The sequence below is a fragment of the Paenibacillus sp. FSL R5-0912 genome, from assembly GCF_000758605.1.
Lineage (GTDB): Bacteria > Bacillota > Bacilli > Paenibacillales > Paenibacillaceae > Paenibacillus_AQ.
In genome coordinates, this window is the sequence record NZ_CP009282.1 from 7,199,096 (window position 1) to 7,212,398 (window position 13,303).

Genomic DNA, 13,303 nt, shown 5'->3' on the forward strand with positions numbered 1-13,303 from the left:
CATCATCCGTTTCTGCGGATAAATACAAGGCAGGGCCAAGCCCGGAGGCATGGACCCACTCATATTAAGACTGCGCGTTCGCACCAGCCACGATCTCGGTAATTTCCTGCGTAATTGCCGCCTGACGGGCGCGGTTGTACGTAAGTCTTAGTTCTCCGATCATTTTTGACGCGTTCTTCGTTGCACTGCCCATGGCTGTCATCTTAGCTCCCAGCTCACTGGCCTTGCCGTTCAGAAGAGCACCGTAGATTAAAGTTTCGGCGTATTTAGGAAGCAGAACTTCCAGCACGCCTTCAGGAGAAGGTTCGTATTCATAGGCAGCTGTCGCTCCGTGATGCTCGCCTTTTCCTACACCATCCATAGGCAGAAGTCTGTCTACAGTCGGAACCTGGCTGATCGCATTGATAAACTGGTTGTAGCAAATGTACAGCTCATCGTAGACGCCTGTCTCAAACTGGTTTACCGCCGAATAAGCAATCGACTTGATGTCAGCAAACTTCGGGGTATCGGACAGCTCGGTGATTTCCTCTACAATGGGGTACTCACGGCGGCGCAAAAAGTCACGGCCCTTGCGGCCGATAACAAACAGTGCATACTCATCCTTGGACTTATGCCGCTCTGCGATCAGCATCGTTACTTTACGCAGAATGTTGGCATTGTAGCCACCTGCAAGACCTCTATCCGAGGTGATGATCAAATACCCTGTTTTTTTGACAGGCCGGCTGACCAGCATCGGATGCTGAACATCCTGCGTACCGGCAGCAATACTCGAGACCACCTCTTTAAGCTTCTCTGAGTAAGGACGCGCAGCTTCCGCTTTCTCCTGCGCTTTGCGCAGCTTGGAGGCGGCGACCATTTCCATCGCTTTGGTGATCTGTCTGGTGTTCTGAACGCTCTTAATTTGACGTTTAATATCGCGCATGCTTCTTGCCATGATTTCACCACCTCTGAGCTTTGGCGTAGCCAAAGCTAACATCGTAAGCATAAGCTGAGCTTTGGCACAGCCAAAGCTGACTTCGTAAGCGTAACTGAGCAAACTCTATATATTAGCTTGTAGCAAAGCCTCTTTTGAATTTCTCGATCGTTTCTTTGAGTGCTGCCTCGTTGTCTGCTGTCAGATCCTTGGTATCCGTAATGGATTGAAGGATTTCAGTTGCACTGCTGTCGATATACGCCAGGAATTCCTTCTCGAAACGCTTCACGTCTTTGACAGGAATATCATCCAGATGTCCTTTGACAGCGGTGTACAGACTGAGCACTTGGTGCTCAACATTAAGCGGCTGGTTTACGCCTTGTTTCAGAATCTCCATCATACGCGCACCGCGGTTCAAACGGGCTTGCGTAGATTTATCCAGATCGGAACCGAACTGGGAGAAGGCCTGAAGCTCACGGTATTGAGCCAAATCCAGACGCAGGGAACCGGCAACCTTCTTCATTGCTTTGATCTGCGCGGAACCCCCTACACGGGATACGGAGATACCGACGTTGATCGCCGGACGCTGACCGGAGTTGAACAGATCGGATTCAAGGAAGATTTGACCATCGGTAATCGAGATTACGTTCGTAGGAATGTAAGCCGATACGTCAGAAGCCTGTGTTTCGATGAAAGGAAGGGCGGTTAATGAACCTCCACCAAGCGCATCGCTGAGCTTAGCCGCACGTTCCAGCAGACGGGAGTGCAAGTAGAATACGTCACCCGGGAATGCTTCACGGCCCGGTGGACGGCGGAGCAGCAAGGACAATTCGCGGTAAGCCGAAGCCTGCTTCGAAAGGTCATCATAAATAACAAGAACATGCTCGCCTTTATACATGAAGTATTCGCCCATTGCGCAGCCTGCGTATGGAGCAATATAGAGCAGCGGAGAAGGCTCGGAAGCCGACGCGGTTACAACGATAGTATATTCCAGCGCGCCGTGACGGCGGAGGGTTTCTACTACCTGTGCTACTGTAGATTGTTTTTGACCAATCGCAACATAGATACACTTCATGCCGTTGCCTTTTTGGTTGATGATTGCATCAATGGCGATCGCAGTCTTACCGGTTTGACGGTCACCAATGATCAGTTCGCGTTGTCCGCGGCCGATTGGTACCATGGCATCGATCGCTTTCAGACCTGTCTGCATCGGTTCATGAACCGATTTACGGTCGATAACGCCCGGTGCATTATGTTCTACAGGACGGAATTCAGTCGTTGCAATTGGACCTTTGCCGTCAAGCGGCTGCCCCAGTGCATTCACTACACGGCCCAGCATGGCTTCCCCAACCGGAACCTGCATAATTTGTCCTGTACGTTTGACTTGATCGCCTTCACGAATGGCTGTGTATTCACCCAGGATAACAACACCGACGTTGCTTTCTTCCAGGTTAAGCGCCATGCCTACTACACCGTTGGAGAACTCCAGCAGTTCCCCTGCCATTGCGTTTTCCAGACCGTAGACACGGGCGATACCGTCTCCGACTTGAATGACGGTGCCAATTTCGGCCACTTCGATATCGGCTTTATATTGCTCAATTTGATTTTTGATCAAAGTGCTGATCTCTTCAGGTCTGATGCCCAATATCCTCACCCCTATCTTCTTTGCTTATCATTAAAGGATTTCTCAAGACGCTCCAGCTTGCCGGATAGACTGCCGTCATACAGCGTATCGCCGATGATGACCTTCAGTCCGCCTAGCAGGCTCTTATCCACCACATTGGTAACACGAATCTTGCGGTTTGTAAGCTGGCTGAACTCTGCCGCTACACTATCCTGTTCCTCTTGATTCAGAGAATAGGCGGAGTATACAGTAGCATCGCCGATGCCAAGGGCGTCCCCTTCTATCTTGACGTACGTGGCCAGCAGTTCTGCGAAAATATCGGTTCTGCCCCGCTCTACCAGCAGTTCTACCATGTTCATTACCGCTTCCGAGACTTTACCTTTAAGCGCTCCGCGCAGCACATTCAGCTTGTCGGATTGCGAGATGCGCGGTGCCAGAATGAACTGTTTCACCTCTGCATCATAATGAAGCACTTCGACTACTAACCTAAGCTGGGCTTCCACTTCAAGTGTAATGCCTTCATCCACTGCTGCACTGTACAAGGCTTTGGCATAGCGTTTGGCAACTACCGTATCGCGGCTCATGGTCGGCCTCCTACCTCTTTGAGGTATTGATCAACGAGTTGTTCCTGTTCGCCGTCAGCCTTAACTTCTTTTTCAAGCAGCTTGGATGCAATGCGGACCGATGCTGTACCCAGCTCGCTGCGCAAAGCTTCCACAGCCTTGTTCTTCTCGCTCTCAATATCACGGACTGCTTCGTCCTTAAGGCGGGTAGCTTCAGCTTTAGCCTGATCCAGAAGCTTGTCAACCTGATTGTTGCTTGTAACCTGGGACTGCTGAATGATAGCCTGCGCCTCTTGGCGTGCCTGCTGCAGAGCCTGCTTCTGTTCTTCTACGTAAGCGACCGCCTGTTCTCTGGTCTTGGCTGCTTCATCCATTTGCTGCAGCACCATTTCGCGGCGCTTCTCCATAATTCCGAACAGCTTGCTGAATGCAAATTTGCTGAGCAGGAAATACAGGATCCCAAAGGCGATAATGGAAAACAATATATTTGTCCAAACGATAGTCACTGAGGTCACTCCTTTCCGTTACCGCGGCATGCGGACATATACAAAAGTAAGGCGCGGATGGCACTTGCCCTCCCCGCCAAACCGTAAAAACGGTTTATTAAGTAAACATGATCAGGAATGCGATAACTGTAGCGGCCAAAGGAATAACTTCCACGATACCTACACCGATAAACATTGTTGTCTGCAGTGCGTTACGTGCTTCCGGTTGACGAGCGATGGACTCAACTGTTTTGCTGACGATCATACCGTTACCAAGACCTGCACCGAGTGCGCCTAAACCAACCGCGATTGCTGCTGCCAAAAATTCCATTTGTAAATATCCTCCTTTAATTTCGGTTCTTTTTGTAATGACTTAATGATATAAAAATCTCCCGCGAAGAGTATTCCGGCGGCTGCCGCTATCCTCACGGCAGTTCATTAATGTGCTTCTTCCTCGTGGATCGTCATCTGCGCGATGTACACCATCGTCAGAATCGTAAAGATAAACGCCTGAAGCGCACCAACAAAGATACTGAAGCCCTGCCAGACAGCCAGGAACGGGATACTGAATATCCCCAGCTTCAGAATTACGGTGATCAGAACCTCGCCGGCAAAAATATTAGCAAATAGACGAATGGCAAGCGCCACCGGCTTCGCCAGGTTCTCAATGATGTTAAGCGGCAAGAAGATCGGGAACGGCTCAATATAGTGTTTGAAATAATGTTTGCCATTCAGCTTGATTCCCAAATAGTTCATTAGTACAAACACGACAATCGCCAGCCCGGCGGTTACATTGATATCTGCAGTCGGCGATTTATACCACAGAATCTCTACATGCTCGCCATGTGTCAGATTTTTGGTTGCTTCGATAACATGTCCAAAAATGTGAACCGGACCTTCGGCTTCTGTAATGAAGGAAAACGGCAGACCAAGGAGATTGGAGACGAAGATAAACAGTATCAGCGTCAATCCCAGTGATATGTAAGGCTTCCCTTTCTTCAAATCCATGGCGCTGCTGATCAGTCCCTGTACAAATTCAACGACCCACTCCATGAAATTCTGGAGTCGTGACGGATTATCAACAGACAGGTTGCGGACGGACAGCATGACCAGAGCGAACACGATCACCGAACTGATCACCAGCATCAGTACCGCTGACAAGTCAATCGGTATTCCGCCAACATAGATTAAAGGCATTTCGTGCATAGTATCATCCCCCTTTCTCTTTAATATGGCTACAGCTTATTCTTGATTCCTAAATATATCCCCACGGGAATAGATAGAAGCTGGGGGATGAACAGGCCGGCAATCGTTGCCTCCAGCGAGAAATGCTCGATTTTGACCGAAAACATGGTGACCAGAATAGCGAAACTGATTCTTGTAGCGAAACCAAGGCTGAAAGAACTTTTCTGTTTATCCGCAACCGCCTGTGTCACCCTTCTTACTTTGAGGGCAAGATAACGAAAGTTAACGAGTCCTGCCAGCAAGCCCAGCGACATGCCCAGAGTAACTGCACGGGTCTCATGATGAAGAGCCCATCCCATTAACAAGCCTGCCATAATGATTACTGTCACCCTGGTAACGGTATTGATTACGGGAGTCATATTATCCATTTTGCTCCCCCAGAAATTTTTTGATTAGCAAAGCAACATTCACAACCCCGAGAACCATCCCGGCAATTGTTCCGATGGCCAGCCAAAGCTTAGGTCCGTCCATCAGGTTCTGCAGCCACCTTGCCACAAAAAAACCTATAACAATGTAAGCGGCAAGCAAGCTGCCTGCACCCCCGAGAACCAAAGCAATACGTCCCAGGCCGGCCTCGTTCTTTTGTTCCTTCATAGGCTACAATCCCAACTAATTTTACTGAATATCCAGACTCTTTGTCAATTCACCGAAAATTGCTCAAAAGTGCTTGAAAACATGAAAATAATCACAGCAAAACATACCAAAACCATATAAACCGTACAGTTTCACTGTATGCTGCTTTTATTTACTTTAGTATATTAGTTGTCGTGCCATCATTTATTATTTGTGAACATTCTGTGAAACTCTTCCGGACGTTCTTTAACAGCTCCGAAATGGTGCAAAATCGCATTGACAATTCTCTCGGAGGCTTTGCCGTCTCCATACGGGTTGGCGGCCCGGCTCATGGACTGATACAGATTCTGATCGGTCAATAGAGCATGTGTCCGTTGATACACCTTCTCCTCGTCCGTCCCCACAAGCTCCAATGTTCCGGCCTCGATCCCTTCCGGGCGCTCGGTTGTATCACGCAGCACAAGCACGGGAACTCCAAAGGAGGGAGCTTCCTCCTGCAGGCCGCCGGAATCGGTCAATATCAGGTGGGTATGCGGATAAAAATTATGCAGGTCAACGACATCCAGCGGATCAATCAGCTTAATTCTAGGGTGTCCGCCGAGGATCTCATGCGCCGGTTCCTTCACTGCAGGACTCGGGTGCACAGGATACACAATGGCTACATCTTCAAATTCATCAGCGATTCTTTTGACAGCACGGAAAATATGACGGTGCGGTTCGCCTTGGGATTCTCTGCGGTGCGCCGTCATCAAAATAAGTCTTTTTCCTGAAGCAAAATCCAGTACAGGATGCCGGTAGTCCGGCTGTACGGTATATTGAAACACATCAGTTACAGTGTTGCCTGTGATATAAATACTTGATTCTTTTTTGTTCTCGTGTCTCAGGTTGCCTGCTGACCAATCGGTCGGGGCAAAGTGCAGATCGGCAAGCACGCCGGTCAGCTGACGGTTCATTTCCTCCGGATAAGGCGAAAGCTTGTTCCATGTCCGAAGACCTGCTTCCACATGCCCAACCTGAATTTGCTGCAGGAAAGACGCATAGCTGGCCAGGAAAGTGGTAAGCGTATCCCCGTGTACAAGCACCAGGTCAGGTTTGACCTCGCGAAGCACTGGCTCTAGTCCTTCAAGCACCCGGATAGTAATCTCATTAAGGGTCTGCCGGTCCTTCATTACGTCCAGATCATAATCCGGCGTAATTTTGAATACCTCCAGCACCTGATCAAGCAGTTCACGGTGCTGGGCAGTTACACAGACAATGGATTCAATCTGCTCAGGGTGCCTGTTCAGTTCCAGAACCAGAGGCGCCATCTTGATCGCCTCGGGGCGCACTCCGAAAATCGTCATTACTTTAATTTTGGACATAACCCCTACCCTCTCTTCTGAAGACTACAGAAATTGTGTTTGTTCTATTAATACCTCAAGGGTATTATTACTTGGTTCCATACAGTCTGTCACCGGCATCTCCGAGGCCTGGGACAATATAACCATGCTCATTCAGATGATCATCAAGTGCGGCTACATAGATGTCCACATCCGGATGTGCAGCCTGCACCGCAGCGACGCCTTCAGGGGCAGCAATCAGGTTCATCATCTTGATCTGGGTGCATCCACGGTTCTTAAGCGAGGTAATGGCCGCAATGGCGGAGCCGCCTGTAGCCAGCATCGGATCAATTACGATCAGCTCACGTTCCTGCACATCTGTAGGAAGCTTAATGTAATATTCAACCGGCTGAAGCGTTTCCGGATCACGGAAAAGCCCGACATGTCCTACTTTAGCCGCCGGAAGCAGCTTCAAGACACCCTCCAGCATGCCAAGACCGGCGCGCAGAATCGGAATCAGTCCCAGCATTCTTCCCGAGATCACTTTGCTCTGCGTTTCAGCCACCGGTGTCTGCACCGTAATGGTCTCAAGCGGAATATCACGGGTAATCTCATAAGCCATAAGTGTTGCTACTTCATCGACATGCTCTCTGAATTCTTTCGTGTTGGTCCGCACATCGCGAATAAATGTTAATTTGTGCTGAATCAATGGATGATCGCAAATCACCAATTTTCCCATTTTGTCCCTCCGGTAATTGTAAGTCTTATTTATAGCCAGAGTAAGCGCTTTGCTTCCCGCATGGCTAAATCTTGTCTATTATATCATCACCAAGGCCGCTTTTCACCTACAGAAGGGGAAAAGCGCCTGCAAAGGCAGTCTTCCCAAATTTCACAGCTGCAGGGAAAGTTTAGGAAATCCCCCAAACCTCTGGATATAAAACAAAACTTAGTTTGTGCCATTAGGCACTTTTAATACTATTCACATTTCTTTCACTACTTTTATTGAAAATTCCATGAACTTTCATGATTATTACATGATAATTCATACCATTTTCTTACTATAATTTGTGAACATTATGCAACAGAAACCGGCCATACAACATTTGAAATCGCACCTATCAAAAAAAACCTTTGCGGCATCCGGTGGTACCGGACCCGCAAAGGCAGAATAAGCAGCTTAATATTAGTACTGCATACCAGGATAGATCGGATACTTTTCAGTAAGCTCGGCCACCTCACGTGCAGCCTGGGTCAAATTAGCGTCATCTTTCGGATTCTTCAGCACATTGGCGATAATCCGGCCGATCGCTACCATAGCCGGCTCGTCCATGCCGCGTGAAGTAACAGCAGGTGTACCGATCCGGATACCGCTTGTTACAAACGGACTGGTAGGATCGAACGGAATCGCATTCTTGTTGACTGTAATTCCGATCGAATCAAGCACCTTCTCCGCATCCTTGCCGGTAATGCTCAGATTACGGGTATCCAGCAGCATCAGGTGGTTATCCGTACCGCCGGAAACAATATTAACGCCTTCGCCGATCAGCGTATCCGCCAGAACCTTGGCATTCTTCACTACATTCTCGGCATAGGTCTTGAACGATGGCTGCAGCGCTTCACCGAAGGAAACGGCTTTGGACGCAATCACATGCATGAGCGGTCCGCCTTGGGAACCCGGGAAGACCGCTTTATCAATAGCAGCAGCCCATGGCTGTCTGCACAGAATCATCCCTCCGCGCGGGCCACGCAAGGTTTTGTGCGTAGTTGTAGTGACGAAGTGGGCATGAGGAACCGGGCTCGGGTGAACACCGGCTGCAACCAATCCAGCAATATGGGCCATATCGACCATGAATAGAGCACCTACGTCATTCGCAATAGAACCGAGTGCAGCAAAATCGATGGTCCGCGGATACGCGCTTGCTCCGGCAACAATCATTTTGGGACGGTGTTTGAAGGCTGCTTTACGCACTTCATCATAATCAATCAGGAAAGTATCCTCCTGTACGCCATAAGCTACAAAGTTATACAGGATACCGGAAGCATTAACCGGGCTACCGTGGGTCAAATGGCCGCCATGCGCCAGATTCATGCCCAGTACGGTATCGCCAGGATTAAGCGCGGCAAGGTAAACGGCCATATTGGCCTGTGCACCGGAATGCGGCTGCACATTGACATGCTCGGCACCAAACAGCTGCTTGGCACGGTCACGGGCCAGGTTCTCCACGATATCCACATCTTCACAGCCGCCATAATAACGTTTGCCGGGATAACCTTCGGCGTATTTGTTCGTAAGCACGGAGCCCATCGCTTCCATTACGGCTTCACTTACAATATTCTCTGAAGCTATGAGTTCAATGTTTGCACGCTGACGGCTTAGTTCTAAGCCCATTGCTTCCAGTACTGCCGGGTCACTCTTACGTAGTTGTTCCATGTTTCTTATTTCCTCCCTGTTATTCTAATTTATGTGGTGTTAAGACAAAACCAGTGATATACGCTGCTCTCAGTCACAATTCGCGGAGCCGCTTGTCTCCGGCGTACGGTACACTGCCCGTTCGCCGCCGATCAGCGGCGGTCTGCTCCATGCTGCGTTCACCCGGGCTGCCCCGATATAGCGCAGGCTTGGCCGGAAAGGTACGGCTACGCGGCGGAGGTGCATGCCAATTAGTGTCTCCCCGATATCAATGCCGGCGTGGGCCTCAATCGTCTCGGCCAGCACCGGATCTGTCATAGAGCGGTAAGCGGCGGCAGCCATGGACCCTCCGGCCCCCGGAACCGGCACAGCCGAAACCTCCTTAAGCCCCAGCGATTCCAGCAAAGAACGTTCCATCACCAGCGAACGGTTCAGATGCTCGCAGCATTGGTACACGGGATGAAAACCAAATTCAGCAGCAGCCTGCGTAATTCCCTGCAGCAGCAGCTGTGCAACCTCAAGCGCACCCCCGGTGCCGATCCGCACACCCGCCACTTCACTGGTGCTTGCTCCAACCACCAGGATTTTACCGGGACCAAGCTTCCCTGCTTCCGCCAGTTCGCGGACTACCGCCGCAGCTGCGGCGTCCAAGGTCAGCTCTGCGCTGCCCGCTTGTTGCCCGGCTGCTGAAGGCGCACCGGACGCGCGCTCTTCCCATAGACCCTGCTTCCGGACTTCGTCCATCTTACCGCCCCCTTCAAGCATTGATAACGCCTCAAATTCCACTACAGATACGACATTTAAACAAAAAAGAGCAGTCCGCAGATTTAGCTGCGGATGTGCTCTTTTGCCCAGGCGACCGGCCGTTTATTCCAGGTGCTCCATCGTGGTTTGATCCACACTTGTCGCCAGTTACACCGGAACCGGATAATATTTATTTCATCTTAAGGGATAGGCGGCGAAAAATCAACCACCTTCACAACCGCCGTAAGGATTCCAGCTTATCCAGTAAACTGTACAACGCAGTCCGGATCTCAGCAGCCGTCAGCTCATAATCTTCACGGGAGCCGCCGAACGGATCACTGATATCGAAGCTTGGAATCCGTTGCCGGATCTCAATAATCCGCTGCAAATCAGCGGCGCTCGGCTCTCCGCCCAGCGAAATACTGAGTTCGGCATCTGCATATAGGCTATCCAATTCACGGATATCGGCGTTCACAGACTCTTGCGTATGCACATATTCCTTAAGCGTATACGTCTTGTTAACGGCGTCAGGGAAATATTGCAGCAAATGCCGCTTATGCCCTCCGGTCAGGGTAAGCACCAGATCAGCCCAGGCGACAGCCTCTCCAGTCAGTTGCGAGGATACTATACGATCGTTAATGCCTTCATCCTGCAGGATTCCGGCAGCATGTCTGGATATGGAAGTACCTGAAATGGCGGAAACTCCGGCAGACCGCACCTCCACATCGATCCCCCGCTCCCCCGCAAGCTTCCGCAGAAGACCTTCAGCCATGGGGCTGCGGCAGGTATTTCCTGTGCAGACGAATAAAATATGCAGCATACTTTCCACCTCCGGTAAGAATATAATTTCGGATTAATCCACAACTTCCGATGAACTGAACCATGGAATGTTCTATTTATTTGTATTGCCGTTATTGTATCAGAAGATGAACAGCAAGCCAAACGCCAGAAGTATGGCGCCGCCCAGTGCTTCACCGTAATCACCGAGCCCGCGGCTTACTCTCCTGCCCAGCAGTAGTCCGGTAATAGACATCATGCCGCCGCAGACACCGAAGGCCAGCACTGTAATAACTATGCTATTCACAAACATTCCCAGTGAAACCCCAACCGAAAAGGAATCTACACTTACACTGAGCGAGATTAGCAGCATACCCCATACCGTCCGGTGATCTACCGCCCGGCTCCCGCCGTCACCCTTGCGGAATGAATTCAGAATCATATGTCCGCCCAGCAGTACAAGCAGCCCCCCGGCGGCATAGGCGGTCACCTGACCCAGCAGATGGCCGACATAGCTGCCTGTGAACAAGCCGAGCAGAGGCATCAGCACATGGAAAAAAGCAATGAGCAGGCTGAGCTGCAGCACATGCAGCAGACGGATCCCCTTCATCCCGATCCCTACACCGAGCGAGAACGCATCCATTCCAAGCGCAACTGCCATAACGGCAACCGTTACGAGTTGGCCCCAGCCCTCATAAATTCCGCCTATGCCCATGAAATATACCCCCAAAGTCCGTAAGTTCTTGTACAACAACGATATGCGGACAAGATGGTATTCATGACTATGAGGCGGCGGATAGCAGGGTTCAGGGGCGGTAACGAGGCTGATAATTTTAGAGATTTCAGGTCACACCAGATTCTATTGGCACGCGTAATGAAGGATATTATACAACACACTCTAAGTTCGTAACGGACACAGCAGCGCTTATTTCTTGTAAAACCAAATTTTATGCGGGCTAACGGACACCAGCGCACTTATTATGAGGAAATCCACTCAAAATGGCCTCCTGGAGATACCATAAGCGCAGTACGGTCCGTTAACCCGGATAAATGCATCCCTTTGCGAAAATAGCGGCTGTACGGTCCGTAAGGATCAAGGGGAATGACGAACCTAAACCAAAGCACAACGTAAAGCACAGGGTGCACACGAGGGAACAGTCCATTGACGCTCTACCAGATATCATAGAGATTAACCGGCATCGATCACCGATTCACCGGCGGCTTTCATCAGCCGGTTCATAATGGCAGCGCCGAGGCCCGTGACCGGGCAGGCCTCGGCCAGAATGTAGGTCGCTCCCGCTTCATCGAAGCGCCGCAAGGCGGCATACAGGGAGCGGGCCGCTTCCTCCGGCGAGCCGAGCGAGCCGAGAGAAACGACGCAGGCGGCCGTGAGGGCGGGATACAGGGCCCTATGCTCCTCAAAGAGGAGCAGGCCCGTGATCTCGCCCTCCCGCTGCGCCGCCTGCAGCAAGCCTGCGGCGGTCTCCGCCACGCGCTGCGGGGAGGAGCCGCGTACGATGCCAAGCGCGCCGCGCGGGGCATAGTGCGTGTACTTCATGCCCGGCGCGCGCGGCGCCGGGCTGCTGTCCTCGGCGGCTTGCGCAGCAGCGCCGCCCGTCCCGCCGCCGCCCACCTGCGGCGGCGGAGCCGGGGACTGGCCGCCGGGATGTCCGGCGGCAGCGTCCGCCAGGGCCAGGGCCGGGGCTGGGGCCACAGCCCCGGCACCCGCCACCGCCGCGAGCTGCTCGGCGGTGATGCCCCCGGGACGGAGCACCGCCACCGTCCCGTCCGGCTGCACCTGCACCACGGTCGACTCCAGGCCGACCCCGGCCGCGCCGCCGTCCAGAACCCCGCCGATATATCCGGCGAGGTCTTCCATCACATGGGCGGCCAGCGTAGGACTCGGCCGCCCGGAGCGGTTGGCGCTGGGCGCGGCAACCGGGCATTCCGCGGCGCGCAGCAGGGCCAGCGCCACCGGATGACCCGGCATGCGCACGCCGACCGTATCCAGCCCCGCCGTAACCAGCGGCGAGAGGACGCCGGGGCGGACCGGCAGCACCAGCGTCAAGGGGCCGGGCCAGAAGGCATCCATCAGCGCCGAGGCGACCGGATGCACTTCTATGACCAGGCCCTCCAGCTCTTCCCGCCGGGCTATATGCACGATCAGCGGGTTGTCGGAGGGGCGGCCTTTGGCCGCGAATACCGCTTCTACAGCGGAGGTATTCCGGGCATCCGCCCCCAATCCGTAGACCGTTTCGGTCGGAAAAGCAACGGTGCCCCCGCTCCGCAGCATAGCTGCCGCAGCAGCGATTGCCTCCCTGTCACTCTCTGCTGATGGAACCGAAGGCATGTCCTGCCCCGCAGCAGGTCCGGGTCCGGTACTCCCGGACGTCAAACTCCAATAAAGGGTTGCATCTATATTGCCGCTCCGGCGCTGAACCGCAAACGAAGAATCCTTAGGCTCTGTCATTTCATCACAAGCTTTCCTGTTTAATCACTTCACACTTCAATACTGCATCGTCCGGAAAAAGCCAAAAACGGCTCCACCAGGTGGAGCCGCAGCCACTTCCGCTCAAGTTCTGCATTTATCGTACCATATCCGGCAGGAAAACTGTAGATTCCGTAAACCGCCATTCCGCAAATCCCCGGA

The 13,303-nt window shown here is 52.1% G+C and carries 15 protein-coding genes and 1 riboswitch; all 15 genes read right to left on the reverse strand.

Features of this window, described 5'->3' with window-relative positions:
• Nucleotides 1-64: 64 nt before the first annotated feature.
• Nucleotides 65-934 carry an ATP synthase F1 subunit gamma gene (gene atpG, locus R50912_RS30565; protein ID WP_039309316.1) on the reverse strand — a complete coding sequence of 290 codons (870 nt, stop codon included), beginning with the start codon at nucleotides 932-934 and terminating at the stop codon, nucleotides 65-67.
• 112 nt (nucleotides 935-1,046) lie between these two features.
• Nucleotides 1,047-2,558 (reverse strand): F0F1 ATP synthase subunit alpha, encoded by a 1,512-nt coding sequence (atpA, locus tag R50912_RS30570; protein ID WP_042140249.1) that lies wholly within the window; start codon nucleotides 2,556-2,558, stop codon nucleotides 1,047-1,049.
• A gap of 11 nt (nucleotides 2,559-2,569) precedes the next feature.
• Entirely contained in the window at nucleotides 2,570-3,121 is a 552-nt protein-coding gene (locus R50912_RS30575) for a F0F1 ATP synthase subunit delta (protein WP_042140251.1), read from the reverse strand.
• The gene (atpF, locus tag R50912_RS30580) at nucleotides 3,118-3,606 is read right to left on the reverse strand and encodes a F0F1 ATP synthase subunit B (protein WP_039309309.1); all 489 of its coding nucleotides are present in this window, start codon (nucleotides 3,604-3,606) and stop codon (nucleotides 3,118-3,120) included. The genes R50912_RS30575 and atpF overlap by 4 nt, the downstream gene beginning before the upstream one ends.
• 97 nt (nucleotides 3,607-3,703) lie before the next feature.
• Nucleotides 3,704-3,916, reverse strand: coding sequence for a F0F1 ATP synthase subunit C (gene atpE, locus R50912_RS30585; protein ID WP_036699216.1), 213 nt, complete (start codon nucleotides 3,914-3,916; stop codon nucleotides 3,704-3,706).
• A 107-nt stretch (nucleotides 3,917-4,023) separates the two neighbouring features.
• Nucleotides 4,024-4,791, reverse strand: a complete 768-nt coding sequence (gene atpB, locus R50912_RS30590) for a F0F1 ATP synthase subunit A (RefSeq protein ID WP_042140252.1) — start codon at nucleotides 4,789-4,791, stop codon at nucleotides 4,024-4,026.
• A gap of 29 nt (nucleotides 4,792-4,820) precedes the next feature.
• Complete coding sequence (locus tag R50912_RS30595; protein WP_042140253.1) at nucleotides 4,821-5,198, reverse strand: ATP synthase subunit I; 378 nt, start codon at nucleotides 5,196-5,198, stop codon at nucleotides 4,821-4,823.
• The gene (locus R50912_RS30600) at nucleotides 5,191-5,424 is read right to left on the reverse strand and encodes an AtpZ/AtpI family protein (protein ID WP_042140254.1); all 234 of its coding nucleotides are present in this window, start codon (nucleotides 5,422-5,424) and stop codon (nucleotides 5,191-5,193) included. The genes R50912_RS30595 and R50912_RS30600 overlap by 8 nt, the downstream gene beginning before the upstream one ends.
• 179 nt (nucleotides 5,425-5,603) lie before the next feature.
• Nucleotides 5,604-6,764 carry a non-hydrolyzing UDP-N-acetylglucosamine 2-epimerase gene (wecB, locus tag R50912_RS30605; protein WP_039309304.1) on the reverse strand — a complete coding sequence of 387 codons (1,161 nt, stop codon included), beginning with the start codon at nucleotides 6,762-6,764 and terminating at the stop codon, nucleotides 5,604-5,606.
• A gap of 67 nt (nucleotides 6,765-6,831) precedes the next feature.
• Nucleotides 6,832-7,461: a uracil phosphoribosyltransferase gene (gene upp / locus R50912_RS30610; RefSeq protein WP_020426095.1), complete on the reverse strand. Its 630-nt coding sequence runs from the start codon at nucleotides 7,459-7,461 to the stop codon at nucleotides 6,832-6,834.
• A 444-nt stretch (nucleotides 7,462-7,905) separates the two neighbouring features.
• A complete protein-coding gene (gene glyA, locus R50912_RS30615) occupies nucleotides 7,906-9,153 on the reverse strand; it encodes a serine hydroxymethyltransferase (protein ID WP_042240296.1) in 1,248 nt (415 codons plus the stop codon).
• 69 nt (nucleotides 9,154-9,222) lie between these two features.
• Complete coding sequence (locus R50912_RS30620; protein WP_081956726.1) at nucleotides 9,223-9,876, reverse strand: TIGR01440 family protein; 654 nt, start codon at nucleotides 9,874-9,876, stop codon at nucleotides 9,223-9,225.
• A gap of 98 nt (nucleotides 9,877-9,974) precedes the next feature.
• A riboswitch (ZMP/ZTP riboswitch) is annotated at nucleotides 9,975-10,058 on the reverse strand.
• Nucleotides 10,059-10,108: 50 nt separating this feature from the next.
• Complete coding sequence (locus tag R50912_RS30625) at nucleotides 10,109-10,696, reverse strand: low molecular weight protein arginine phosphatase (RefSeq protein ID WP_042240300.1); 588 nt, start codon at nucleotides 10,694-10,696, stop codon at nucleotides 10,109-10,111.
• Between the two features lie 99 nt (nucleotides 10,697-10,795).
• Nucleotides 10,796-11,368 (reverse strand): manganese efflux pump MntP, encoded by a 573-nt coding sequence (locus R50912_RS30630; protein ID WP_042240305.1) that lies wholly within the window; start codon nucleotides 11,366-11,368, stop codon nucleotides 10,796-10,798.
• A gap of 474 nt (nucleotides 11,369-11,842) precedes the next feature.
• Nucleotides 11,843-13,003, reverse strand: coding sequence for an L-threonylcarbamoyladenylate synthase (locus tag R50912_RS30635; RefSeq protein ID WP_231637738.1), 1,161 nt, complete (start codon nucleotides 13,001-13,003; stop codon nucleotides 11,843-11,845).
• Between the last annotated feature and the right edge of the window lie 300 nt (nucleotides 13,004-13,303).